Source organism: Paenibacillus sp. EPM92, assembly GCF_016586185.1.
Lineage (GTDB): Bacteria > Bacillota > Bacilli > Paenibacillales > NBRC-103111 > Paenibacillus_G > Paenibacillus_G validus.
This window is the reverse complement of sequence record NZ_BCPS01000044.1, coordinates 38,182-63,242: the sequence shown is the minus strand read 5'-3', so window position 1 is coordinate 63,242 and position 25,061 is coordinate 38,182. Positions and strand designations below refer to the sequence as shown.

General features: G+C 57.8%; 22 protein-coding genes and 2 pseudogenes. 9 read left to right on the top strand and 15 right to left on the bottom strand.

The genetic code is table 11. The features are described 5' to 3' along the window. A partial coding sequence (locus tag JMF85_RS08420; RefSeq protein ID WP_201318057.1) for a serine/threonine-protein kinase occupies window positions 1-885 on the bottom strand: 885 nt, incomplete at its 3' end. Between the two features lie 272 nt (window positions 886-1,157). Here JMF85_RS08420 and JMF85_RS08415 point away from each other — a divergent pair. From JMF85_RS08415 to JMF85_RS08405, 3 genes are all read left to right on the top strand, one after another. Then, window positions 1,158-2,120, top strand: a complete 963-nt coding sequence (locus JMF85_RS08415; protein ID WP_127608757.1) for a carbohydrate ABC transporter permease — start codon at window positions 1,158-1,160, stop codon at window positions 2,118-2,120. Next, the gene (locus JMF85_RS08410) at window positions 2,117-2,941 is read left to right on the top strand and encodes a carbohydrate ABC transporter permease (protein WP_054798304.1); all 825 of its coding nucleotides are present in this window, start codon (window positions 2,117-2,119) and stop codon (window positions 2,939-2,941) included. Before JMF85_RS08415 ends, JMF85_RS08410 begins: the two co-directional genes overlap by 4 nt. A gap of 93 nt (window positions 2,942-3,034) precedes the next feature. Next, a complete protein-coding gene (locus tag JMF85_RS08405; protein ID WP_201318056.1) occupies window positions 3,035-4,432 on the top strand; it encodes an ABC transporter substrate-binding protein in 1,398 nt (465 codons plus the stop codon). 131 nt (window positions 4,433-4,563) lie between these two features. Here the strand turns inward: JMF85_RS08405 and JMF85_RS08400 are convergent, their stop codons facing one another. From JMF85_RS08400 to JMF85_RS08360, 10 genes and pseudogenes are all read right to left on the bottom strand, one after another. Continuing rightward, window positions 4,564-10,605 (bottom strand): alpha-amylase family glycosyl hydrolase, encoded by a 6,042-nt coding sequence (locus JMF85_RS08400; RefSeq protein WP_201318055.1) that lies wholly within the window; start codon window positions 10,603-10,605, stop codon window positions 4,564-4,566. A gap of 468 nt (window positions 10,606-11,073) precedes the next feature. Further along, window positions 11,074-11,322, bottom strand: a complete 249-nt coding sequence (locus tag JMF85_RS08395) for a hypothetical protein (RefSeq protein WP_155615048.1) — start codon at window positions 11,320-11,322, stop codon at window positions 11,074-11,076. A 67-nt stretch (window positions 11,323-11,389) separates the two neighbouring features. Then, window positions 11,390-11,989 (bottom strand): TetR family transcriptional regulator, encoded by a 600-nt coding sequence (locus JMF85_RS08390; protein ID WP_127608760.1) that lies wholly within the window; start codon window positions 11,987-11,989, stop codon window positions 11,390-11,392. Window positions 11,990-12,071: 82 nt separating this feature from the next. Beyond that, a complete protein-coding gene (locus JMF85_RS08385) occupies window positions 12,072-13,244 on the bottom strand; it encodes a YhgE/Pip domain-containing protein (protein WP_201318054.1) in 1,173 nt (390 codons plus the stop codon). 293 nt (window positions 13,245-13,537) lie between these two features. Continuing rightward, window positions 13,538-13,801, bottom strand: coding sequence for a hypothetical protein (locus JMF85_RS08380; RefSeq protein WP_054798302.1), 264 nt, complete (start codon window positions 13,799-13,801; stop codon window positions 13,538-13,540). A 421-nt stretch (window positions 13,802-14,222) separates the two neighbouring features. Further along, on the bottom strand, window positions 14,223-14,864 hold the full coding sequence (locus JMF85_RS08375; protein WP_141336410.1) for an MBL fold metallo-hydrolase: 642 nt from the start codon (window positions 14,862-14,864) through the stop codon (window positions 14,223-14,225). Window positions 14,865-14,874: 10 nt separating this feature from the next. Next, the gene (locus JMF85_RS08370) at window positions 14,875-15,441 is read right to left on the bottom strand and encodes a thioredoxin family protein (protein ID WP_054800338.1); all 567 of its coding nucleotides are present in this window, start codon (window positions 15,439-15,441) and stop codon (window positions 14,875-14,877) included. A 117-nt stretch (window positions 15,442-15,558) separates the two neighbouring features. After that, window positions 15,559-16,044: pseudogene (locus JMF85_RS27995) on the bottom strand (nuclease-related domain-containing protein); the annotation flags it as partial. Window positions 16,045-16,092: 48 nt separating this feature from the next. Further along, a pseudogene (gene uptA / locus JMF85_RS27990) lies at window positions 16,093-16,713 on the bottom strand (undecaprenyl phosphate transporter UptA); the annotation flags it as partial. Between the two features lie 79 nt (window positions 16,714-16,792). Then, on the bottom strand, window positions 16,793-17,707 hold the full coding sequence (locus JMF85_RS08360; RefSeq protein WP_236595782.1) for a LysR family transcriptional regulator: 915 nt from the start codon (window positions 17,705-17,707) through the stop codon (window positions 16,793-16,795). A gap of 140 nt (window positions 17,708-17,847) precedes the next feature. Here JMF85_RS08360 and JMF85_RS08355 point away from each other — a divergent pair, with 140 nt between their 5' ends. From JMF85_RS08355 to JMF85_RS08335, 5 genes are all read left to right on the top strand, one after another. Continuing rightward, window positions 17,848-18,351 (top strand): HPP family protein, encoded by a 504-nt coding sequence (locus JMF85_RS08355; protein WP_127608764.1) that lies wholly within the window; start codon window positions 17,848-17,850, stop codon window positions 18,349-18,351. 116 nt (window positions 18,352-18,467) lie between these two features. Continuing rightward, window positions 18,468-18,920: a MarR family winged helix-turn-helix transcriptional regulator gene (locus JMF85_RS08350; RefSeq protein WP_230876201.1), complete on the top strand. Its 453-nt coding sequence runs from the start codon at window positions 18,468-18,470 to the stop codon at window positions 18,918-18,920. Between the two features lie 5 nt (window positions 18,921-18,925). Then, window positions 18,926-20,161: an MFS transporter gene (locus JMF85_RS08345; RefSeq protein ID WP_141336411.1), complete on the top strand. Its 1,236-nt coding sequence runs from the start codon at window positions 18,926-18,928 to the stop codon at window positions 20,159-20,161. Between the two features lie 91 nt (window positions 20,162-20,252). After that, window positions 20,253-20,717: a cupredoxin domain-containing protein gene (locus JMF85_RS08340; RefSeq protein ID WP_127608766.1), complete on the top strand. Its 465-nt coding sequence runs from the start codon at window positions 20,253-20,255 to the stop codon at window positions 20,715-20,717. Window positions 20,718-20,826: 109 nt separating this feature from the next. After that, window positions 20,827-21,141, top strand: coding sequence for a dehydrogenase (locus JMF85_RS08335; RefSeq protein WP_127608767.1), 315 nt, complete (start codon window positions 20,827-20,829; stop codon window positions 21,139-21,141). A 74-nt stretch (window positions 21,142-21,215) separates the two neighbouring features. On the opposite strand, the gene JMF85_RS08330 is transcribed toward JMF85_RS08335, so the two are convergent. The 3 genes from JMF85_RS08330 to JMF85_RS08320 form a co-directional block, all read right to left on the bottom strand. Next, entirely contained in the window at window positions 21,216-21,884 is a 669-nt protein-coding gene (locus tag JMF85_RS08330) for an oxidoreductase (RefSeq protein WP_201318052.1), read from the bottom strand. Between the two features lie 43 nt (window positions 21,885-21,927). Beyond that, window positions 21,928-22,104, bottom strand: a complete 177-nt coding sequence (locus JMF85_RS08325) for a hypothetical protein (protein WP_201318051.1) — start codon at window positions 22,102-22,104, stop codon at window positions 21,928-21,930. A gap of 82 nt (window positions 22,105-22,186) precedes the next feature. Then, entirely contained in the window at window positions 22,187-23,794 is a 1,608-nt protein-coding gene (locus JMF85_RS08320; protein ID WP_201318050.1) for a sensor domain-containing diguanylate cyclase, read from the bottom strand. Window positions 23,795-23,896: 102 nt separating this feature from the next. Between JMF85_RS08320 and JMF85_RS08315 the strand changes: the two genes are divergently transcribed. Next, window positions 23,897-24,661 carry a sulfite exporter TauE/SafE family protein gene (locus JMF85_RS08315; RefSeq protein ID WP_201318049.1) on the top strand — a complete coding sequence of 255 codons (765 nt, stop codon included), beginning with the start codon at window positions 23,897-23,899 and terminating at the stop codon, window positions 24,659-24,661. 96 nt (window positions 24,662-24,757) lie between these two features. Here JMF85_RS08315 and JMF85_RS08310 read toward each other — a convergent pair whose 3' ends face one another. Beyond that, a complete protein-coding gene (locus JMF85_RS08310; RefSeq protein WP_054798002.1) occupies window positions 24,758-25,048 on the bottom strand; it encodes a hypothetical protein in 291 nt (96 codons plus the stop codon). Window positions 25,049-25,061 lie beyond the last annotated feature (13 nt).

Here is a 25,061-nt window from a genome sequence, read left to right as displayed (position 1 = left end):
GTGCGGCGGCGCCCAGCCCGCACCGCCGGCGGATGGCGCAGGCCCCGGCGCCGGCGGTGCCTGCCTGCGCTGCGCCGCCAGCCAATCGCGCAGCGCCGCCTCCGTCTCGCGGGCGTCCGCGTACCGCTCGGCGGGGCTGGCGCGCAGCAGCTTGAGCACGACCGGCGCCAAATCCGCCGGCAAGCTCCGCTCCGGCATCCGCTGCGCCGTGTAGTGAATGCCGCCGCTCAGCAGGTAATACATCAGCGCACCCAAGCCATACAAATCGGTACGCGGATCGCTTTGGCGGCCGTCGAACTGCTCCGGCGCGGCGAACCCTATCGTGCCGAGGTTCACCGTATCCGCCGTCCTCTCGGGCTTGTAGCGGCGGGCCGTGCCGAAATCGATCAACCGCACCCGCCCGCTCGGATCGATCATCAGATTGGACGGCTTCAGATCGCGGTGGATGACCGGCTCCGGCCGGATCGAGTGCAAATAATCGAGCAGACCGCACAGCTGCATGGCAAGCTGAACGACCTGTCCCGCTTCCATCCGGCTGCCTTGCCGGGAGAACCGCTCCTCCAGCGTCTCCCCTTCGATAAAATCCATCACGAGGTACAGAAATCCGCCTGCATTGACCGGTACGACATCGACGATATCCGGAAGACTCGGATGCGCAAGCCGGCTCATCGTTTCCGCTTCAAGCAGCATCGCCTGACGGAGCGCAGATCGCCGAGGCCCTTCAAGACCGGCGTACATCTCCTTGACCGCCCAACGTTTGCCGGTCAGCTTCAAATCCTCGGCCAGCAGCACACGGCTCATCCCGCCGCTGCCGATCGCCGACGCGATTCGATATCTCCCGGCCAAAATGTCCCCTTTTGTCAAACCTTGAGGCTGTCCCTCCACGGCTTCACCTCCTATCGGACCATGACAAAAAACCGCCCCATCCACGCAGCTAAAGCATGGATCAGGCGGTTCTTCCGCACACATCATATGGATTTTGTTAATAAATTATCATAAATTTCCCAGAAAAGCAAGCTGAAATTCCGTCGAAATTTGGTTAAGAACATGTAAATCTTTGGCGCCGCTCCATAAAACATTTACATCCCTCTGATTTATCGTTAACACACGCTCGTTATACTTAGAACGTTCCAACCAGTTCGCTAGGAGGTACCGTCATGTCTTTATCGGAAAATGATGCGATGATGCGCAGGTCGATCCGCCGGCAATCGATATCGGCCGCCAGCAAGCGGCACAGTGCTCGCGCCCTTGCCTTCAAGGAGAATGCGCTCGCCTACGTTTTTCTGGCTCCTTCGCTTGCGCTGTTCGCAGTTTTTCTGTTTTACCCTTTGCTGAAGTCGGTCTATCTCAGTTTCCAGTTAACCGATCCTCGCGGACGCGTGGCCGCATTTGCCGGCTTGGACAACTTCAAAGAACTGTTTTCGTCCGAGCTGTTTTACTCAAGCTTGAAGGTGACCCTCTCCTTCACTTTGCTGACGGTTCCTACAGGCATCGCGGTCGCTCTGCTGCTGGCCGCTCTCTCCCATCAGAAGCTGCGCGGCATAAAGGCGTTCCGCTTCGTCTTCTCCCTTCCGGTCGCGATATCGGTCGGCACGGGCTCCGTCATCTGGATGATGCTGTACCACCCGACGCTCGGCATGCTGAATTACTTCCTGACCCTGCTTGACCTCGAGCCTGTCCGGTGGCTGTCCGATCCGGCTTGGGCGTTGGTTTCCGTCTCGATCATGACCGTTTGGATGAACCTCGGCTTCACCTACATCGTGCTGCTGAGCGGTTTGCAGAGCGTGCCGGAAGAAATATACGACAGCGCGAAAATCGACGGTTCCGGTCCGCTTCGTACCTTCGTCCGCATTACCCTGCCGCTTGTATCGCCTACGTTATTTTTTACGGCCATCGTCTCTGTAATCGGTGCTTTTCAATCGTTCGGTCAAATTCACCTCCTGACCAAAGGCGGTCCGATGAACAGCACGGACGTCATCGTATTCAACATTTACCGCGATGCGTTCGTCAACTTCCGGTTCGGGATCGGCAGCGCGCAGGCGCTGGTGCTGTTTGTGATCATTTTAATTTTAACCGTCGTCCAATTCAGGTTTTTTGAAAAGAAGGTGCATTATCAATGATACAGCGCGTCTTTCATCGGCTATTGTCCTACGGGCTGTTGTCCGCTGCCGCAGCGGTTGTGATTTTCCCGATCGCGTACACGTTCTCCGCCTCCATGATGACGGATTCCGAATCGGTCGCGTACCCGCCCCGGCTGCTGCCGAGCGGCCTCAACCTGGCGAATTTCACAGAAGCCCTGGCGCTTATTCCCGTCGGAAGCTTCATTCTCAACAGCTTTCTCGTTTCCAGCGCGATCATGATCGGACAGCTGCTCACCGCAAGTTTGGCCGCTTACGCGTTCGCGTACTTGCGCTTTTACGGAAAAGCGCTGCTGTTCACCTTGTTCTTATCGACGATGATGATTCCGTGGGAAGTGACGATCATTCCGAACTACCTCACGGTCAAAAGCTGGGGCTGGCTCGATACGTATCAAGCGCTGATCGTCCCCTTCCTCGCAACGGCGTTCGGCACGTTCCTGCTGCGCCAATGGTTCCTTCAACTGCCCAAGGAATTGTTCGAGGCGGCCAAAATCGACGGCTGTGGCCATCTGCGCAGCTTTGCGATGCTCGTGCTTCCCTTGTCCAAACCGGCGCTGGCGACGCTTGGCGTGTACTCCTTTTTAACGCATTGGAACATGTACTTATGGCCGCTGCTCGTCACGAACGGCGTGGAAAGACGCACGGTGCAAATCGGCATCAGCATGCTGCAATTCGAAGAGATGACCTCGTGGAACCTGGTGCTCGCCGGTGTCGTCATGGTGCTGCTGCCTTCGCTGCTGCTGCTGGCGCTCGGATTGAAGCAGCTTGTCGGCGGGATGACCGCCGGCGCGTTGAAAGGCTGACAGGCGCACGATCTCGGTGAAATAGCGCGACGGGTTCCCATCCGAACCCCCGTCCTCTATATAAAAGCTTATAAAAGGAGAGAAACAATCATTATGAAGCTTCTGAACGCGAAAACGACGCTGCCCCTTGTGCTGTCCGGCATGATGGCGCTGACGGCGGCTTGTGGCGGCACGACGGCACCTTCCGGGGGAACGGCAACAAATTCCGAAAAACCCGCAGCCGATAGCACAAAGAAGGATGCGGCTCCAACAAACCAGCCGGTTAAAGTCGTCTGGTGGCATTCGATGGGCGGCGAGCTGGGCAAAGCGGCGGACAAGCTGGTCTCCGACTTTAACGCATCACAGAAAAACATCGTCGTCGAAGCGGTATTCCAAGGCACTTACGATGAAAGCTTGAACAAAATGAAAGCGTCCATGGATTCCAAAAGCGGTCCGGCGCTCATCCAAGTGTACGAAATCGGCAGCCGTTTCATGATCGACTCCAAAGCGATTACTCCTGTGCAAACTTTTATCGATAAAGATAAATATGACGTTTCTTCACTGGAAGAAAATATCTTGAATTACTACCGGGTCGACGGCAAGCTGTATTCGATGCCGTTCAACACGTCCAACCCGATCCTCTACTACAACAAGGATATGTTCAAGGCTGCAGGGCTCGATCCGGAGAAACCGCCGGCCACGTACGAAGAGCTCGCCGATGCGGCGAAGAAGCTGACGAAGGACGGCAAAGCGGGCGGATCGTTCGCGATCTACGGCTGGTTCATGGAGCAGTTCTTCGCGAACCAAGGCGCAGAGCTGCTGAACAACGGCAACGGACGTACGAGCCTGGCTACGGAATCGCTGCTTGCCGGAGACGCCGGGGTCAAGACGCTTACCTGGTGGAAGCAGATGGTCGACGACAAAACGATGCTGAATCTCGGCCGCAAAACCGACGATACGAAAAAAGCGTTCGCTGCCGGTCAAATTGCGATGACACTGGACTCCACCGCTTCCTTGCGCGGCATCGTCAATTCCGCCGAAGGGAAGTTCCAAGTCGGCACCGGCTTCCTGCCGAAGCCGTCCGGCGCGAAGGACGGCGGGGTGATCGTCGGCGGCGCCAGCCTGTACATTTTGAACAACCGTTCCGAAGCCGAACAGCAGGGCGCTTGGGAGTTTATCAAATTTTTGGCTGATGCGAAGCAGCAGGCGTATTGGCACGTGAACACCGGCTACTTCCCGATTACGAAAAAAGCGTATGACGAGCAAATCGTCAAAGACAACCTGACGAAGTACCCGCAATTCCAAACGGCCGTCGACCAGCTGCACGCGACGAAAGCAAATTTAGCGACGCAAGGCGCGGTCATGGGCGTATTCCCGGAAGCCCGCCAATTGACCGAAGGCGCCATCGAAGAAGCGCTCAACGGCAAAAAGCAGCCGAAGGAAGCGCTCGAGGGCGCCGCCAAGGAAATCAGCGGCAAGATCGGCACGTACAACAAGACGGTGAGCAAGTAACTTTAGATAGGAAACCGCACAAAAATCCCCCGTCGGGCCCTAAGGTTCGGACGGGGGATTTTTGAATTCGGGCTACCGTTGCTGATCCGCTCACGGCTTCGTTCGCTATAGGCGACTCGCCGCAATCGCAGCTATCGATTCCGTAAATTCCACAGCGCCTGCGCGCTCTCGGCGCGGGTTGTCGTGCCCTGCGGATCGTACACGCCGTCAGCCCGGCCCGCGAGCAGCGAGAGCGCCGCACCGGCTTGCACGGAAGCGGCCGCCCACGGGCTGATAAGCTTCGCATCCAGGAACGATGCTTCACCAGCGTCCGCTTCCGGCGCTTTCGCGTTCGTTGTCGCTTCATAAGCGCGGACGATCATGACCGCCATCTCTTCCCGCGTAATTTGTTCGTCCGGCGCAAACACCGCTTCGTCCCGCCCGCTCACGAGACCGCGGCTATAGGCGGCAGCTACGCTCGAAGCGTACCAGGCTGCACGGTCAACATCCTTAAACGGTACAGCGGATGCATCTTTGGCGGGCCTTACTCCTAATGCCCGTACGAGCATGGCTGCAAATTGGGCGCGGGTAACAGGTTGTTCCGGAGCAAACAGACGATCGCTCACCCCGTCAATCACATGTTTCGCCGCCAGCTCCCGAATCGTACCGCCCGCCCAATGCTCCGCGCTCAAATCGTCAAACGACTTGTCATATTCAAGCACCGAGTAGCTGCTGAAATGGTACGCGTCGGCCTTCAGCCGTCCGTTCTCCCAAGCACCGCCGATATACTCGAGACGGCCCCGATCGTCGATGTAATAGATCCCGGCAAGCTTCTTATCCGCGGCAGGATCCACATCGAACACCAGTGTCACCGGCTGCTCGAACCGTTCGAGGGTCAGAGCCTTGCCGTCCTTCGTCACCACTGACAGCCCGAAAGCGTACACCTTGCCCGCCAGCTTCACGTCGGCGCCCGACCCCGACGCGCCTTGTGCGACCTGCGCATTCGCGGACGCCGCATCCACTTCCTTCACTTGGATCCATATATTCGCGCCCGCCGCTAATTCCGTCGTCGGAATCAGCCGCTGCAGCTCCTTCAACAAAGCCGGAGGCAGCAGCAGCGATACGTTCCCGCTCTTGATCTCCAGCAGCTTCGTACCGACCACGTCGGCCGCTGTCGCCGGAAGCAGCACTTCGTTCTGCTTCGCTCCAAGCTCTACGGTTACCCGATCGGTTCCACCGCGGAGCGCTTCTTCGCCAACCACTTTCCGCTCGCCGCCTTGTTGGTTAGGGCTGCCGACACTACCGCTAACGGCCCCGCCGGTTCCTCCATCGTCATCGCCTGTATCGGGGTTTTGTCCGCCGTTACCCGGCCCCGGTGTCGTTCCCGACGTACGCGTCACCTTCATGTTGATCGTTTTCGTCGCCTGGCTTTTACGCCCTTTGTCCGTATACCAAGGCAGATTGAGCGTCGCTTCTGTCGGTTCGATGTGCAGCACGAACTCATTCAAGCCCTGCTTCAGCGCAAGCGCCGGAATTTCCACGTTCCCGTAGGCATCCATCGCCCCCTGCTCAATCGGTTGATCGTTAATCGTGAAAGCCACCCCATAAGGTACGACCGCCTTCAGCTTCACGTTCTCTTCCGCCGTCGAGAATACGATATCGTCCCCGTACGATATGCGCGGCATCGAAATCATCATCGGCATATCGACCCAGCGCAGGACGTAGTCGTTGACGGTCATTCGATTATCGCCCTGATTCGCAATGGTCAGCTTCATGTTCGTATCGGTGGAGCTGTACGCCCAGTTGCCGTAATCGGACGTATCGTTCGCCACACGGCTGTGGCTCGTAAACGCCTCGGTATCCCAGGAGCCGCGCGTATATTTGTACTCGATCGTTTTGCCGGCCATCATTTTGAACGAATATTCAACGACATTGCGGTCCGTCGCTCCGCTCGGCACCTGCAGCTTCGTGCCGCTGACATTCCATCCGTTCAAGCTGCCCGCCAAATAAATATCGTCGCTCGTCGGCGTGTAGCCCGGTATTTGCAAACGCAGCGTCACATCCACCATGACCAAGCGCGGGGTGACCGATTTTTCGGCGGAGAACGCCCGATTGTAAGCCAAATCGTAAGCAGCCACTTGATACGTATACGCCGTATCGTTGCTGACCGTATAATCGATGTAGCTCGTCGCTGCCGCATCCAGCGTCGCGATCTTCCGGTAAACCGCATCCGTCACGGACTTCCGGTACACCTCGTAACCCGCCGCCGTCGCATCCGAAGCCGTCCATTTCACATGCGCCCGGTTCGACTCCACCGTGAAGTCAGCCAATACCGGCGCCGACGGCGGCACGACGTCGTATGGATCGGCATAAACCTGCAGCGTCACCGTAGGCGAAACGGTAAAGCGTTCCCCGTTATCGGTCGAAGCTTTCGCAAAATAACGGTATTCCCCGGATTCCGTCGGTTCGAACGACGCCCAATACGTCTTCGCGCCGCCGTTATCGGCTTCGTAACGGAGCTTTGTCTCCAGAGCGTCCGCCGGATCGGCGCCGTCCTTGTAATAGCCGAGCCGCGCAATCAAGTTCGGCGCCTCTTTGCCGGCGTATACCGGATTATCGGTGAGACCGCTGACGCTCAGATCAACCGTAATTTTACCGGTCGTCTTCCCGACGCCAAGATACACCGCATTCGTCACCGCAGACGGCGTATCGACGCCCGTAATCGTGTAAGCCGGCGTGGCGGCCGACATTTCGCTTAGGAAGCTTTCGCCGGCGCCGATCTTCGCGGTCACCGCGTAGTAATATTTGGTCCCATTGGTAACGTTCACGTCGGTATACGCGAGTCCGTTCGCCGTGCCGACCATGGTGAGCGATCCGCCCTCGATGGCGGCGCGATACACTTGGTAGCTTTCAGCGCCCGGCACCGCCGACCACCCGATTTCGACGCGTCCGTCTTGCCCTTGCGCCGTCACGCCGGTTACCTGCGGCACCGTTCGCAGATTAACCGTCGACACCATCATCAGGCCGGTTTGGGCCGGAATCGTGAGCGTCAGCTTCCCGCCGGTCACCGTGCTCTCCACTTGACCGTGCAGGCGGTCGCTCAGGACCAATCCGTTCGGCAGAAACCCGGCCACGTCGGCCTCGATCGTGCGTTCCGCATGGCTGCGGTTGATGACCAGCATCGCGCCTTTCGCTTCATTTTTGCGGGCATAAGCGATCACATCGTCCTTGGCGTAAGCCGTCATGATTTCGCCGGTGCGGAAGACGGATTCGCTGTTTCGGATCTGCGCCGCCTTTTGATAGATCCCGAACAGCTCTTGGTACGCTCCATTGCCCTTAAAACCGCCGTCTCCCTCGGCCGTCACGCGTTCCCAAGGGAACGCCCGGCGGGAATCCGGGTCCTTCGTCCCCGTTACGCCAACCTCGTCGCCGTAATAGATCGTCGGAGCCCCTGGATAGCCCATCTGGAAAATAGCGGTCAGCCCCTGCTGCTTCAACGCGTTAGCGCTCGCTTCCGGCGCCATCGCCAGGTGCTCCTCCTCCCACTCCGGATGGTCGTACTTCGTAATCGAGCGCGTCGTGTCATGCGAGCCCACAAGGTTCATCATCGCCTGCCACGCTTCCTGCGGGTAATCCTCGCGAATCGACTCCAAAGCCTGATTCAAATTGTCCGCGTTACCGGAAGCGATGAAGTTTTGGATCGCTCCGCGGAACCGGTAATTCATCACCGAGTCGAACTGGTCGCCCAGCAAATAACGCGTCGCCACGCCCCACTCTTCGCCGATCAGCACGGGATCTTCGATCTTGCTGCCATTCGCGTCCGTGCGTCCGGCGGTGGATTTAACCGCCTGGCGGAACTTCGCCCACGTGCCTCCGGATACGTCCGGGGCTACGTCCAGCCGCCAGCCTGTCGTCCCCATCCACAGCCAGCGCTGCGAGCCGACGGCCTGCATCTGCTGCTGTGCGGACGCATCGGAACGCCCGGTAAGATCGTACCCGATCACATGATCGCGGTAATCGATGTTATTCCACTCATGCTGTCCCGGAATGGACAACGTATCCGCCGGCAAATACTCCGTAGGCGTCGTTTGCGGCTCTTTCGCATCCATAACCGGCAGCGAGTCGTAGCCCCACCAAGCGTCATATTTATAGTGAAGCCCGTCGTCATCCCGGTTTTTCACCTTCTCGTTCAAGACAGTAAACCAGCTGACGTACCGGAAATCGTCCGGCCAGCTGTAGTTCGCGCCGGTCATCGGATTGATGCGGCTTGTGAAGGAAGCCCGCACCTCCGCTTCCGCGTCGGCCCGCGCTTTCCCTTCGCCGTTCATCTTGTCGTACACCTTCGCCCAATATTCGTAGGCCCCGATCTCCGGGTATTTCTCATACCTGTCGAAATAAATCGAATCGTCGCCGACATGGTTAAACACGCCGTCGTTGATGACTTTAATGCCGGCCTCGCGGGCCGCTTTCGTAAAGTTTTGAAACACCTGATCGGACGCTTCGCGCGTCTTCACATAATCGAGCCCGGACTTCGGATCACCCGGTATAAGGTATACCGGCTCCCCGAACATCGGATCGAGGTGCTTATAATCGGTGGCATCGTATTTATGGTTGGATGCGGCCCAAGCGACCGGGTTCAAGTACACCGCCGTAATGCCGAGCGACTTTAAGTATTGAAGCTTCTGCAGGATGCCTTGAATGTCGCCGCCGTAAAATTCATTCGTCCACGCGCCGTCGGACCTCGCGTCCGGATAGTAAGGCGCGTTCTCCGGCTTGAGGCGGTCCGGATTTTCCGGCATGTCGGACCACTCGCCCCATACTTGATCGGCCGCCGGATCGCTGCCCACGCCGCCGTCGAAGTACTGCAGCTTCTGGCCGTTCTTGCTCGTCGCATACTCCGGACGGTTCGCTCCGCGCGCGCCGTCCAGCAGCTTCGCCCGGTTGTTCGCCTCGCTCCCGTCAAAGAAACGGTCCGGGAAAATTTGATAGACGACCGCATGCTTGATCCAATCCGGCGTGCGGTAATGCGGATCGTAAACGGTCAAGTCGTAAGGGATTGCGCCTTCGTCGCTGACCGCACCGGCTCCGCCGCGGCTGCCGTCGTCGCCATACTCCGTTTTGGTCGAACCGTCGATAAGAATGAACTTATAACCCCAGATTCCGATTTTACCGGCGAAAGCGCTTTTCGGAACGGTGATTTCAAAATAGTCCTTGTCTTCAACGCTTGTCACCCGCCGCATCGCATACGAGGTCGAGAGCCCGTCGGGCGCGGTCAGCTCGGCTTTCGCCGTCTGCACGTCATCGCGCTTGGCGGCCATCCGCAGCGTCACGTCCTGCTCGCCGGCGGCAATGGCGCCGAACGGCTTTTTGTAAGTAACCGAGCGGCTGTCGAAGGCGAGCTGATCCTTCTGGATGTCGCCGTCGAAAGTGCCTTCCTTGGGCACGTAATCGTGCGTCAGCGTTTTATTCGCCGCAGCATAGTCGATCGTGAAGGTGACCTCCGCCGGGTCGATCGTGACGAGTTTAACATTTTGGCCGTTAGCGCCGTAATCGTTGCCGTTCCAGCTGTCGCTGAAATTAACTTTGGCTTCGTACGAACCGGCCGGGAACGTGCGTTGGAGCTTGTACACGGTGCCGTTAAAGTTATAATCGACGAAAAATTGCTTCGCCTCGCTTGGAGACCACTCGCTCTCGCCCCACAGCGTTTGCAGATTGCCCACCAGCCTCGGCCACTGGGCTTGTGAGAGCGCAGGCACATACTGCGTCAGCCCCTGCACGTTCGGCAGCGAAATGCGAGCCTCGCCGATGGCTTCGTTGATGTAAAAGTTAACCTTCGTCGTCTCGGCAAGCGAGAAGGAAAAATTGTTGCCGTTGTGGCTGAATCCGTCCCAGGTGCCGCTTCGCACCAGCTTGAATTCGTAGCTGCCTGCTTCGAACACGCGGGAATACTGGTAGAAGTCCCCTACCAAATGTTTCATCCGAGTCTCTGCCGAATCGTTCGACCAGCCCTGGAAGCTTCCGACGACCACCCACTTCGTCGTCCCTCCCGGCTGATCCGTCAGCTCGTCGGCGGTAATGGCTGCTGCCGCCCTCGCTGGACCGACCGTCAGTCCGAACAGCGCCTGAAACAGCATAAGCGCGATCGTCAGGACGGCAACCCCTCTCAGGCTGCGTTTGCTTTGCAGGAATGACATGACTTCATGAACCTCCTTTATGTACGTTTATATCCAGGCGCGGCATGGTTAACCGCGTAGATACCGGGTGGTGCGGGTCTTCTTGTCCGTTCGGGCGGGCCGTACACGCAACCCGCTTCCGGTCCTTTCGCAGCAGGATCGAAGCGTGGCGGGAAAGAAGGGCGTTATTGGCCCCTTTGGCGCATAACCGGCAAGCATTAAAGGGTTCAGAACCCGTGCAAACGCGAGAATTGTTATGCGCACAGCATGATGTAAACGTTTGCTCAATCTACCAAATATTGGGTTTTATTTTCATCTTAACACTTCGCTTCATGCGCCGTAAGCGGAAAAAATTGATCGTTTGGGGTGAAAATGTTGATGTACTCACCTCTTTGGCGCGCTGCCTTCTACGGGCACAAAAATAAGGAGATGGGCAAACGCCCATCTCCTTATCCATCTGCCGCTATCGCGCCAATGCCTTACTACGTGTTAATACCGCGGCACGCGGGAACGGCCGCTTCGACGCTTACGTCCATTCGTACGGCTTAGTCGTACCGCCTTCTGCTTCGGTCTGGCGACGGCCGCTTGAACGTCGGCTACCACGTTAGCCAGCTGCTTGAAGACCGGGGACATCTGCTCGGCCGATTGCCAGATCGTATGGACTTTATCCATCGCAACCAGCAGTTCATCCAATCCTTCGTTCACGTTCCGGATTAAGCCCGGCAACCTGCTCACCATATCCATCACCCTTCGCTTATTCGGATTGTCGGATGCTGTATCTTATGCGGTAAAAGCCCGGTTTGGCTTAGGCGGATGTCCCGCTGGGGCGAAACGCCGCGAAAATGTATTTGACCGTCTGACTGGCCGTCTGTTCCGGATCGAGTTCGCTTTCCGACAGCATGGAGGCGTAGTTGATAATTTTTTTATGAGCTAACGCCGCTCCCATGACGAACATCCAGGCATGGTCCAACGAATCGAACTGAAAGACGCCCTGCGCACGGCCTTGCTCCAGCAGCTCGCGCGCTTTACGCCAAATCGGCGCCGTGAAGGAAGTCACGATCTCGGTGCGCGCCGAGCGCATCTCCAGCTCCTGCTGTAAAATCGTGCTGAACTCGATATCCTCCATGCCGAACATGATCACCTCGGTGACGAGCAGCCGAAGCCCTTCCACGGGATCTTTCAACAGCGTCTCGTATTCCGACATCCGTTGGCCGGGAAAAAAGTTCTCGAACAGCGCCCGAAACACGTTCTCCTTCCCGCCGAAATAATACGAGACGAGCGCGACGTTCGCACCGGCTTCCTCGCATATTTGTCTAACGCTCGTGCCGTCAAAGCCCTGTTTGGCAAACAGCTTTTTGGCGGCGAGCAGGATACGCATTTTCATTTCGGATTCGGCTGCAGCCATGCCGCATTCTCCTTCTCTGGGGACAGTTGTTTCTTCATTATGGAACGAATGGACACGAATCGCAAGGCCTGAAGCGGTATCCTTAGCGAGCGGGAACCGGTTCGCCGGTCTTTACAGCCGCCTCGTTCGGCTTGTTGCTTTCTTTACGCAAGCCGGTGGCAAGCAAGCCGGCCGCGGCGCACACGAGGAGAATGCAGGCAAGCGCTCCCGCATCCCCGGCCGCGCTCGGACCGCCGAACAGCAAGTTCATGCCGCCCTCCACCGCATAGGTCGCCGGCAAGTACTGGCTGAAGCTGTGATAGAAGCTTCCGAGCAATTCTCGCGGCACCATGGCGCCGGACGATACGAGCTGCACGGATAACATCGCGATATTAAACAACATGCCGGCCATCCCGAAAATGATCAGGAACATCTGCGAGAAGAACATGAACGTCATGAGAAGCAGCGCCTGAAACAGCCATACGGAAACAAATCCGCCGGCGTGCTGCCCGCCCATCGCGACAACCAGGGACGTGCCGATCAAGGCAATAACGACGGAGGATGCGAGGTTAATCACGACGCGCGCGCCGAATTTGCTCCATCGGGAAAAGTCCGGCCCGAGCTGCATCGTGGCCTGCTGCACGTTCATCCCCATAATCATGGCGCCAACGAAAGACGCGAGCACCATCATCATCGGCACCATTTGGTTGTTCATGCCTTGAACCGTGTTCGTATAGGCAATGTTCGACTTCACTTTATCGGTAATGCCTTGAGCGATTGCCTGCGCTTGCGGTGCCGGAACTTTCGCCTGCTTCAACACCGCTTCCGCGCCTGCGACCGTCGCTTCTTTATTAACGGCGGCGGTTACGCCGGATGCTACGCTTTGCATCATGCTTTTGATCAACGCAGGATTCGATTCGTTAATGACGTACCGGATTTCGGCCTGCTGTCCTTGCGCCTGCAGCTGCTTGGAGAGGTCGGCGGGCAGGTGAAGCACCATCTGCACTTCACGCTCGTTCAGCTTGTCTTGGGCTTGGTCGAGCGAACTCTCTTTCACGAGCTGGAAAGGCAGGCTGCCGGCAAGCTGTTCGACAATGTTGGCCCCCATTGCGGGGTCTTCGTTGACGACAGCAATTTTCAACTGGTTGACGTTGTCGGTTACTCCGTTGTATCCAGTCATCCAAATCAGGCTGAAAATGATTTGGAACATCATGGCAGTAGCAATACCGATGACGGTTGCGGGCTTTTTAAAATAAGCTTGTAATGCTTGCAGCATGACAATCTCTCCCTTATCTATGTATAGGATGTTTAACTTAAACATTTGTTTAAATTAAACGTTTGTTTAAATTATAGGCGGGAGAAATTTCTTTGTCAACGATGTTTTCAAGCTTTTTCCTGGGGGCAAAACAGGCATAAGGGGAAGGCGTTCATGGAAGGGGATAGATAGAACCCGGACCTATCGGCCAAGGCCTTCCGCAAGGCTCCCCGAAGATCTAACGCAGGGAGCCTTGTGACCTTGGCTTCAGCAGCAGGCCGCTCTTAAGGCCAAACCGCCGTCAGCCGGCGGGGTCAACCGCGGAACGAGCTGCGGAGAACGATGACGAGCAGGATGTACAGCACCAGGATGATCGCGGTAGACGGCCACAGGCCTCCGTGATGATGATGGTGGTGGTGTTTCTTCGGCGCGTAAATGTTAACTTCTTCATAATGAACGTTGATCGGAGCGCCGTACATCGGCTCCGGCATTTCGACCGGAGAAACGGCCATAGGCATCGGAGCTGGCATTGGAGCTGGCATTGGGGCCGGCATAGCGAACGGTTGATACTTTTCCATAGGATAAACACCTCCGTAATATTTGGCGGAGCCGCCGTGAATGCATGCAGGCGGTGGTCCAGGTCCGGGCGGACCGTCATAGTCAGGTGTTCCTCTCGAACACATCATCAGTCTATGGCCTTCCACGTTTGCGGATCACGGTATTCACCCATGTCTGGAAAATTGGACTCCTGCCCTGCGCCGAAAACTGCCAAATCGGGCAAACCGCAGGAACCGGCGGGCGGCGTGAAGGGCGCATACCGCCCGCTTGCCTCGGCATCGCCAAACAGGAGGGTTCGGGCGCCCCGGAACTCGTCAGCAACAGTTGTTCGGACCGCTGCGAGCGGCAGAGCGGCAGAACGGCAGGCGGCCCCTCCTCTCGTCTCCCCCGGTTTATAAACCGAAAAGAACCCCTCGAAGGAAGGGGTTCTTGTTGCCTTATCTATACGTACGGGTTATGCTCCCGCTCGTAACCGATCGTCGTCTTCGGGCCGTGTCCCGGGTAGACGATCGTATCGTCCGGCAGATCGAACAGCTTGCCATGGATCGAATCCATCAGGTCGCGCTGACTGCCGCCCGGCAAATCGGTGCGGCCGACGGACAGCTTGAACAGCACGTCGCCACCGAACAGCTGGTTGCCGTACAGGAAGCTGACGCTGCCCGGCGAATGGCCCGGCGTATGGAACACCTGGAAGGTAACTCCTTCCAGCAGCGTCAGCCGCTGGCCGTCGTCAAGCCCGTGCTCGGCCGGATCGGTCGTAATCGGCGCGCCAAGCTCGGGCCACCGCGCCGAGCCGTTCCGCTTCGGATCGGTGAGCCAGTCGCTCTCCGCATCATGCAGATAGACCGGACAGCCTTTGCTGCGCCGCAGTTCGTCCACGCCTCCGATATGATCGAAGTGGGCGTGCGTCAGCAGAATCGCCTCGATCTCCAGATCGCCGATCCGTTTCAACAGCGGTCCGGGGTTCATTCCGGGGTCGATGACGACGCCCTTGTTCACGCCGGGAACGGTGAGCAGATAGGCATTCGTCTGCAGCGGTCCAAGCGAGAATGCTTCCACCTTCAAAACCGGTTTTTGTTCCATAGCCGGCGCCTTAGAACGTGGACAGCAGCTCGCGAAGCTCTTTCACGATGACCGTCTGGTAACCGGTGCCTTCGCCGTACTGGCGGACCATCTCTTCGCGCGCGACTTTGATTTTATCTTGATAATCCGGGGCTTCACGGTCCGGGTTTTCCTGCTTGAACTTGTTCATAACCGCTTGCACGTGCGCCGGACGCGGTCCCCAATGGCCGAGCACGAACCCGCTGAAATCGGTAAAAATGACGATCGGAATCGCTTCGCCGCCCATCGTCAGGAAGTCGGCCATCACGTCCGGATGCTCTTCTTTAATCAGCACCTCGGTCGGAATGCCGGAAATTTCAAGCGCGCGGAATACTGCAGGCACGTTGCGTACAACGTCGCCGCACCAATCGGCCGCCAAAATCAGGCAGTGCAAATCGTCACGGTTGTTGAGCGATTCGAAAAACTCTTTGTCCGCCTCGTTCTCCCACGTGAACGCGTCGTACCACTCTTTGAACTTCTCCTGGTTTTTCGTCATCCCGCTTATAAACTGCTCGGGCGACAATCCTTTGCGCAGCTTGCTGCTTAAATTTTTGCTCATCTCGGCTTCATCCTCCTTGATTAGGTGTTGCTATGGATTATTGTACCAAAAAAAGTTCCCTTGCTCCAAATGATCTGCGTAAAATCGCTGGGAGCGAGGGAACCCGGAGAACGCCTCTTACTGGCTGTTTTCGGTAATCAGGCGTTCGATGGAAGCGACGTCTGCCGGACTGAGCGTCCGGGTCGGGCGATAGGTCTTAATATGCTGCACGAGCCTGTCCGCTTTCAACGTCGCAAAGGCGGGACTTGAGCCGATCAACTGACTGTCCGGATGGGTGAAGCAGACGATGCCCACGACGTCCGCACGCAGCTTATGCTCCTTCAGCAGCTCTTTCAAGACGCGCTCGTGCCGGTACAAATGCACCGTCGGATCTTGTCTGCCGGCCTCGCCGGTGCCGTCGCGAAGTGCATTCGTTTGCGCCCGGCCGAGACTGCTCTCGTCGAATCGAATCTCGCCCGATGCATGATTCGATTCGATATGAAAGACGCCATTGGGCCCGATGACAATATGGCCGATCTGCTGCTGCGAGCCGCCGCCCTTGACCCGGAGGCCGTGAAGGATGCGGTATTCGCCTCCGATGTACTTCAATTGATGAGCTGTGGCATGCTCTCCATCGCTGAGTTCTTTAGCCGGTGCAGCCGGAGCCGTCCCGCTCCCCTCACGACGACGCGCCGCCCGGCGAATGAGCCATTTCCAAACAAAATAAAGCAAGGCAAGCGCGATCGCCCCATATAACGAAGGCTTCACATAAGGAGCGGCCACTTCATCGATCTGTTCCCAATTGTCGCCAAGCGCCTGTCCTAAATAGACAAACAAAATCGCCCATGGAATGGTCCCCAGCAGCGTGAAAAACAGAAACTTCCAAACCGGCATCCGCGCCATTCCGGCGGGAATCGAAATCGCTTGACGCAGCACCGGCACGAAGCGCGCCAGGAAGACCATACCGGGCCCGTATCGGTTAAACCAATTTTCCGCAATATCGAGATGTTTTTTCTTCAGATGCAAATACTTGCCGAATTTGTCAAGCACCGGACGACCGCCGTAACGTCCGAGCCCATACAAGATCAATTGCTGCAGCATGCAGCCGATCGTGCCGAATACAATGGCGCCGACCAGCGACACTTGGCCGCGGGACACCAGGAAACCGCCGTAGGCGAGCACAATCTCGCTCGGGATGACCTCCAGGGCGAGTCCGAGCAGAATGCCCCATACGCCCAGCCCTTCAATAAAATGAAGCGCCGTAGTAATCAAGTTATGCAATAGCTCACTCATGACCTCACAGCCTCTTCCTCTCCCTATGATTTTCCGAAATATAGGTTAGCTTGCCGCTCTTGTCTCTCTCAAGCCTATCTTATTCTATCATAAGCCTGTTCAGACCGCAGCCCGCGATATGGGCGCGCAGCAAATTCACGGGACGACGCGGCGTTCGCTGTTTCAGATGCACGAGCCCGTGTGTGATCTCCTTCTTCCCGAGCGGAGCGCACGCCGATAGCGTCCCGGCGGCCAGCTCCCGACTCACCCCGGAACGGGGAACGAAAGCGATCCCCCAGCCGCTGCGCACCGCTTGCTTGATCATGTCCAGCGAAGCAAACTCGGCGCGCCCCATCGCACGGGCGGCTTCCCCGCTCAATAGCGACTCCGCCTCGGACGTGTACATGCAGCGGCTGCCGAACCCGACCAGCCGGGCGTCCGCCGCCCCTCCCCACCCCTTGGCCCGAATCCGCTCGGCTCGTTCCGGCGAGGCCACCCAGATGAGCTCGTCGCGGGCGACCGGTTCAAACTCCATATCTGTCCATTCTTCCTCCCCCAGTCCCGGAATGAGTCCCAGATCGATGCGACGGTCGCGCAGCGCCTCGAGCGTGTCCGCCTGAAATCCGGCAGCGATCTGGACGTCAATGTGCGGATACTTGATGAAAAAGGATTGCAGCGCGTCCCATAAATAAGACGCCCCGAACGACTCCAACACCTGCAAGCGTACGACGCCGCGCGGCTCGCCGTGCTCCGCCAAGCCTTCTTCCAGCTCCGCGCCGAGCTGCAAAAACCGGTACGCATACGCCTCCAGCTTACGCCCCGCCTCAGTCGGTTCGACCCCGCGGGGAAGCCGATCGAACAACCGCTGTCCGACACTTTCCTCGAGCAGCCGGACTTGCGTCGTTACGGTAGACTGCACATAGCCCAGCCTTGCCGCCGCTTTACTTATACTGCGCTCCTCCAACACCGCGATAAACGTGCGAAAAAAACGCCCCTCCAACCGGTCCAGCAACATCCGCCCACCTCGTTTACCCATCGAATTTACAAATACCAGATATCATAATCATTCGTTATTCAAATCCATCTGTCTCATGCTAGCATAAACGTATCATCGTTTCAAACCTATCCGACTCGATTCGTAAAGGAGCCTGCTGCATGACTACCTCTGCCTCTGACGCTTCCACTTCCAAAAGCTCGCCCTTGCGTCGAGCGCTCGCCTTCCTCGCGCCAGGCCTCGGCGCTTTCGCCGCCATCTTCGCCATCGTACAGCTCGGCGCATGGAGCGGCGCTCTGCTGCTGATGGCGCCGCTTGGCGCTTCGTGCGTGCTCGCTTTCGCACTGCCGGGCAGCCCCTTGGCGCAGCCGCGCAGCATCGTCGGCGGTCACCTGCTCAGCACCGCGATCGGGCTGGCGCTGCAGCATACGGTCGGTTTCCACGCCTGGTCGGCCGCACTCGGCGTCGGACTTGCCATCACGCTGATGCAGCTGACCCGGACGCTGCACCCGCCCGCCGGCGCCGATCCGCTCGTCGTCATGCTGGGAGGCGCCGCATGGAGCTTCCTCTGGACCCCCGCTTTGCTCGGGTCCGCGCTGATCGTCGCCGTTGCCTGGGCGTTTCACCGCCTCCTGCGGCGGCCGTATCCGCAGCGGTGGCGGTAACGGCGCACCGCGCGAATAGCCCTGCTTCGCCTTCGGGAAGCAGGGCTATTTACATTTTCGATTGTTGCACATATAATTGTCATAGCAATTATTTATATGGGAGGAGGTGTACAGCTTTGTCATCTGAGAATCCGACTCTGTCGATGGGCTTTTTGATCGGGCAAACGTACCGCAAGATGGTCGGCATCCTCGCCGCGCGGTTTAAAGAATACGACATTACGACGGAACAGTTTTCGGTGCTTTGCCGGTTGGCTGAGCAGGACGGAATCAGCCAGAAGGAAATCGCCGCGCGCACGGTGAAAGATCAGCCGACGACGGCCCGCATTCTCGACTGCCTCATTCGCAAGGGGCTTGTCCATAAAGAAATGAGCGCAGCGGACCGCCGGTCGTTCCTCGTCTATTTGACCCCGCTCGGCCGGGAACGACTTGACGTGCTGCTGCCGCTCGAGAAAGCGACGCTGGCGGAAATTTTTGCCGGCCTTGATGCCGAAGAGCTTGCCCGGTTCCGCGAAACGCACCTGCAGCTGCATCGACAGCTTGACGCGCTGCATCAACAACAGGAGGCCTAACCACCATGAATGTACAACAAGAACCACCTGCCGCCAAGCTGTGGACCCGGGATTTCATCCTGCTGACGGTCAGCAATTTGCTGCTTTATTTGAATTTGCAAATGATTACTCCCGCCCTGCCCGCTTATGTGTCCGACGCGTTCGGAGCCGATCAATGGGCGGTCAGCCTCGTGATCAGCCTGTTTGCGCTCTCGGCGATCGTCGCCCGCTTATTTGCCGGACGCGCACTTACCAAGGGGTCCCAGCGTACCTGGATCGTTCTGATCGGGCTGGGGCTTTATATTTTATCGACGGCAAGCTTTTACGCTGCGGGAGCTTTCGCTTTGTTTCTGGCGATTCGGGTTCTTTACGGCGTCGGCTTCGGGATGACCAGCACCGTTTACGGGACGATGGCATCGGATGTCATCCCTTTGAAGCGCATCGGCGAAGGCATGGGCTATTTCGGCCTCTCGACCGGCTTATCCATGGCGCTCGCTCCGGTGATCGGCCTGTGGCTGCTCGACGCCTACGGATTCGGCACGTTGGTGTTCGTCTCGACCGTGCTCGGCGCCCTCATCCTGCCGCTAACCTTCGGCATCCGCACTAGACGCGTGCCGAGCGGCTCGACCGGCCCTTCGACCACAACAAGCGCTACCAGCGCGGCCGTTCGCATCGCACCAAAGCCGCGGCGCAAAATCAGCAAAACGCTGGCCGTCCCTTTCCTGCTCAGCATGATGCTTTCCTTTACCTACGGCGGCTTGATCAGCTTCTTGGCGCTGTTCGGCAAGGAAGCGCATCTGGCCAACGTCGGCTGGTTTTTTCTCACCAACGCCGCGGCCATCGTGCTGATCCGTCCGATAGCGGGGAAGCTGTTCGACCTTAAAGGACATCGCGCCGTGCTGCCGCCTGCCGCGCTGCTGGTTATCGCCGGCCTCATCTGCCTATCGTACACCGCAGGCATCGCAGGCTTGCTCCTTTCCGCAGCCGCATACGGCCTTGGTTACGGCATGCTGCAGCCTTCGCTGCAAGCCTGGATGGTCAAATCGGTGCGTCCGGAGATGCGCGGCGCGGCGAACGCGGCTTTTTACAACTCCATCGATCTCGGCATCGCTTTCGGTTCCCTCCTGCTCGGCAGCATCGCAGCCGGCGTCGGTTACGCAATCATGTACCGCGCTTCGGCCGTCATCATGCTCGTCTTCCTGCTCGTGTACGGACTCGCGCTGTTGGCGGAGTCCAAAGCACTTCCGAAAGCGGCGGGCTAGAACGCAGCAAGCTTTCAGGCCAAGCCCGGACATGTTCAGACAAGCCGCTGCATACACTCAAGGTACAAACCTTGAGATGCAGGTGATTCCTATGACCAAATTTATTGTGCCCAGCTCCAAACAAATACGCGCGTTCAAGCTTGGAGCCGCCGCCCTGCTGCTGGGCGGAGCGGCGTATTTGTTCTTGCAGCGTGACGATCTGCGCGAGGCGATGGCTCCGGCCTCCACCTCCGCCGTACGGACCGTTCAGCTCGTTACCGGAGAGTTCAAGTCAATCGGCCCGAACGGCAGGACGATCGAAGCTTACCGCTGGGATCCCGGAACGATTTATGTCAAAAAAGGCGACAACGTCCGGCTCAGCATCTTCGGCGTCAACGGCGCCAGCCATCCGTTCGTGATCGAGGGGCTGAACGTTAAAGGGGAGGTCAAGAAAGGCGAGGAGACCGTCGTCAGCTTCCGCGCCGACGAGGCCGGCATTTACCGCATTGTCTGTTTGACGCATCCGGATATCGCGCACAACGGCCCGATGATCGGCTATTTGGTCGTGGATAAGTAGCAAGCTCAGCAGGCCGCAGCGGTAAGCCGCTCCGGCTCCGTTTACCCGGCGGTACGCCCGCCCGCCCTTCCGCATACGATGTAAGCAGGAAGGAGAGTGACAGGGGCCTATGCAGCCGGGGAATAAAATGAAGCATCAGCAGCCGCTGCCTTCGGTTCGGCAAATTCGCCGCACTTGCAGCCGGGAGCTGTATCGCGCGCGCAAAAAAGTCGGCCGTCACATCACAGCGGAGCAAATCGACCGAGCCGACGACGTCTATTTCAAGAAGGTGCTGGCAAACTTGCCCTATATCGCCGAGAACGGTAGCAATCGGAAGCTGCTTGCCGATTGGTTCAACGAACACGTATGCGGCGAGGTGGCTGAAATCTACGGCGTGGAGCGGGAAGTGCTGGCTCGCGCGTTTCGGGATTCGTTCGGAGGTTGAGGCTGATTCAAAAAAGACCTGGCGCGCCAGGTCTTTTTTTCGGCTGCCGCCGGGGTATAACGGAAGATGATGCGCTATGTCCCGGCAGCCAGCGCCGCGATCTCGTTCGACTCGTAGATGCGGACGCCGGGCGTTCCCCGCTGCGCAGCGCGGACCATGGCCAAGGCCACCGTCCGCACTTCGATCGCGCGATACTTGGCCAACCGGCCGATCAGCAGCTTGCCGAGCGGCTTAACCAGCACCCCGGCCAACCGCTCCGCGGGCCGGGCTTCCTTGCGTTCGCCCAGCAGCTGCGAAGGGCGGAAAATCGCAAGCTCCGGCAGCTTCAGCTCCGCTAAAGCCTGCTCGATATCCCCTTTAACCCGCAGGTAGAAGAAGCTCGACTCCCGGTTCGCACCGATGGAGGACACCATCAGAAACCGGGCGGCCCCGTCCCGCAATGCCGCTCTTCCCAGCGCCAAGGGGTACTCGTAATCGACTTGGCGGAAAGCCGCCTCGCTCCCCGCCTTCCTGATCGTCGTCCCCAATGCGCAGAACACGTCCGCGCCCTGCAGCAGCTGGTCCGTCCCCTCCTCCAGCCGATCGAACAAAACGGTTCGTTCCGTCAGCCTAGGGTGCTGCAGTCCCGTCTGCCGCCGCCCGAGCGTCACTACATGATCGTACCCCGCATGCTCCAGCAGCAAGCGGACAAGCTCACCCCCGACCAGTCCTGTAGCGCCGGCCACAACCGCAATTTTCGACATCCCGCTTCTCCCCCTTTGCCGTTTCATCGTTTAGTTATCCGTATTATTTCATGCCGGGCCGGTAAACACAACAAACTCCGTCAACAACCAAACCGGCCCCCGCAACGTCTGCCATGAAGCCGTCTGCCATGAAGCCGTCTGCCATGAAGCCGGAGCGTGTCCCTCGGTTAGCCGGCCATCCGGCCGCTCCTTCGTCCGGTCGCCCGGTTCTCCCGCTCACTCACCTGTTCGCCTATTCCCTGGCTTATTCAACCGCTCGATTCCTTCCGCTGTGGACCGCGACTTTCTCCATGGGCACACGCCTACTCGTGTGCAGCCCTCCACGCCACGCGGTTCCGGCCGCTTCGTTTGGCGTCGTACAGCGCTTGATCGCCAACCCGGATCAGTTTCCAGAGGATCTCGGTGCCGTCTCCGTCCTCGACCGCTTCGCGCTTCGTCACCCCGCCTATGCTTAGGGTCAATGGAATGCGCAGTCCCTGCTCCTCGAACGGAATGGAAGCGACAGATGTACGCAGCTTCTCCGCCAACGTGCGGCCGTGTTCCTCGTCCGACTGCAGGGAGAGGATCATAAACTCTTCCCCGCCGTATCGCACCGCAATATCGCCGCTCCCGCAAGCTTCGCGTATGCGGGTCGCGATATACCGAAGCACAAGGTCGCCCATCAGATGGCCGTACGTGTCGTTCACCTGCTTGAAGTAATCGATATCCACCATCAGTACGGTACAGGTTTTCCCCGAAGCCAGCGCGCCAAGCAGCAGCTGCCCGCCAGTTTGCATCATGTAGCGGCGGTTGTGCAATCCGGTCAGCGGATCCAGCAGCGCGTATTCCTCCTGAAGCCTCACATTCGACTCCAGCTTACCGGACATCAGGTTGAACGTATCGCACAGCTCGCGCAGCTCGACGGGCGCTTGACGGAACGACGACGCCTCGATGCGGTAATCGAAGCCGCCTTCCTTGAGATGTTTCGTGCCTTCCAGCAGGAGCGCAAGCGGCCGTTCGATGCGCCTTGTCAAAATTTTGATGCCGCTGTAGCTGACGATCAGGAAAATCACGATGATCGCGCTCACCACGAACATCGTGTTGTATATATTGGCGAACAAATCATGGCGGCCGATCTCGCCGATAATGATCCAGCGTCCCCCTCCCACCAAGCGATATTCGCCGTATACGCGTTCGTTCCGATAATTGAGATACGAAGCCCCGCTGCTTATTCCGCCGCGCGCGCGTTCGACGATTTCCGTATCGATCTTGACGTTCTGCTGAGGATCCAGCTGCAAGTCCTCCGGTGCCGTAATCAGCGTCCCCTGCCAGTCGAGCACATAAAACTCCGCATTATCGTTGTCGAGTGTATGTATAACATGCTGCAGCGTCGGCAGCCTTACCGAGCCGAAGATCAATCCGGACCAGCTGCCATGCTCGTCATAAGTCGGGTACGAGAAGGCCAGAATCGGTTTACCGGACAATCTGCCGATCATCACGTCAGACATATACGAATTCCCCTGCTGAGCGGCTTTAAAATATTCCCGATCCGCAACCAACGCGCCTGACGTCGATGACGTGTCTAGTTCCATTTCACCGTTCTTATTAACGAACACGAGCCTCTCAAACTCGTGCTGCTGCCGGATGAAGCTTTCGAAATTGCGGCGTATCCCGTCCTTCTGCAGCTTCTGGACAGCTTGCGTCTCTGACATTTGCCGAATATCGCTCATCCGCTCCCGCAACCAGTTCTCGATCATCATCGCCTGCAGCGTCAGCTGATTTCCCAATTCGCGGTGCGCGACCTCTCTGGCCTGCCGCTGCGTAGTGAAGAAGTAGGCCAGCACGACCGATAAGCCGAGAACGAGAATAAGGACGGCATACCACATACGCAATTTTTGTTTCAACGTTTGTTGCCGTGCAGCACGAACCATCGGTCAACTCCCTTCCTACTATCGCATGATAAGTTTTCATTGAGAAATAACGGCTGGTTGACTATACTGAATCTATTGTGTGAAAAAAAGGAGAGTCGCTAGATGGAATGGCCGGCTTTAGACATGCTCCTGTTTCTGATCGCGGCTGGATTTGTAGCTGCATTCATCGATTCGGTCGTTGGCGGCGGCGGGCTCATCTCCGTGCCTGCGCTGATGCTCACCGGATTGCCGCCCGGTCTCGTGCTCGGCACCAACAAGCTCGGCGGGACGCTGTCGTCGCTGACGAGCACCGTCTCTTTTTTTCGTTCAGGGAAAATACATAAAAAGATTTCGCTGCTTCTGTTTCCGCTATCGTTCGTCGGCGCGGCGCTTGGCACCTACACGGTGCATCTGCTGCCTTCCGACTTTCTCCGGCCGCTTGTCGTGGGCTTGCTAATCGTCATATTAATCTATACGTTAGTCAAGAAGAACTGGAACGGCTCGGGCAGCTTGAAGCCGATGACGCCGCTCCGCCGCACAGGACTTGCCGCCTGCGCGTTCGCGCTCGGGTTTTACGACGGCTTCTTCGGACCCGGAACCGGCTCGTTTCTGCTGTTCCTGTTTCTCATGATCGGTTACGATTTTGTCGGCGCATCGGCGAACGCCAAAGTATTGAACTTTGCAAGCAACATCGCAAGCCTCGCCTCCTTCTTTCTGTTAAAGTCGGTGCATATCGGCTACGGACTGCCTATGGGCTTGTCTATGATCGTCGGGGCTTACGTCGGTTCGCAGCTTGCTATCCGCAAAGGCTCGGCTTATGTAAAGCCCCTCTTTATCGGGGTCACGTCGTTGTTGATCGGCAAGCAGCTATGGGATCTGCTCTTATAAAACAAATGGAGAGGTGTGCGGTCCGATTAATTCGGCGCTCAACCTCTCCTTATTTTTTCGACACGTATTGTCGAAACCCTTTTTTTACGCAGGGTATCACGTCGTGTTAACGATACAGGTGGCCAAATGGTCGGCAGGCCAAATGTGCTTGATTTGATTGCTGCGCCATTCAGCTGCAGGGTCTTGGGCCGTGTGCGGATCGCTTACCGGGCGTAAATCCTCCCAGACGCACTCGACGCCCAACCCGCCCGCTTCGCCGGCAAACATACTGCAGCCCCCGCAAAAATCATGCCGCTGCTTCTCGTCGAACTTCACCACTTTATTTCGCAAGCAGCAGTAAATGCGCCCGCTTTCGTCCTTAAGGTTGATATGATGAATTTGACGCATACGCATCGCTCCT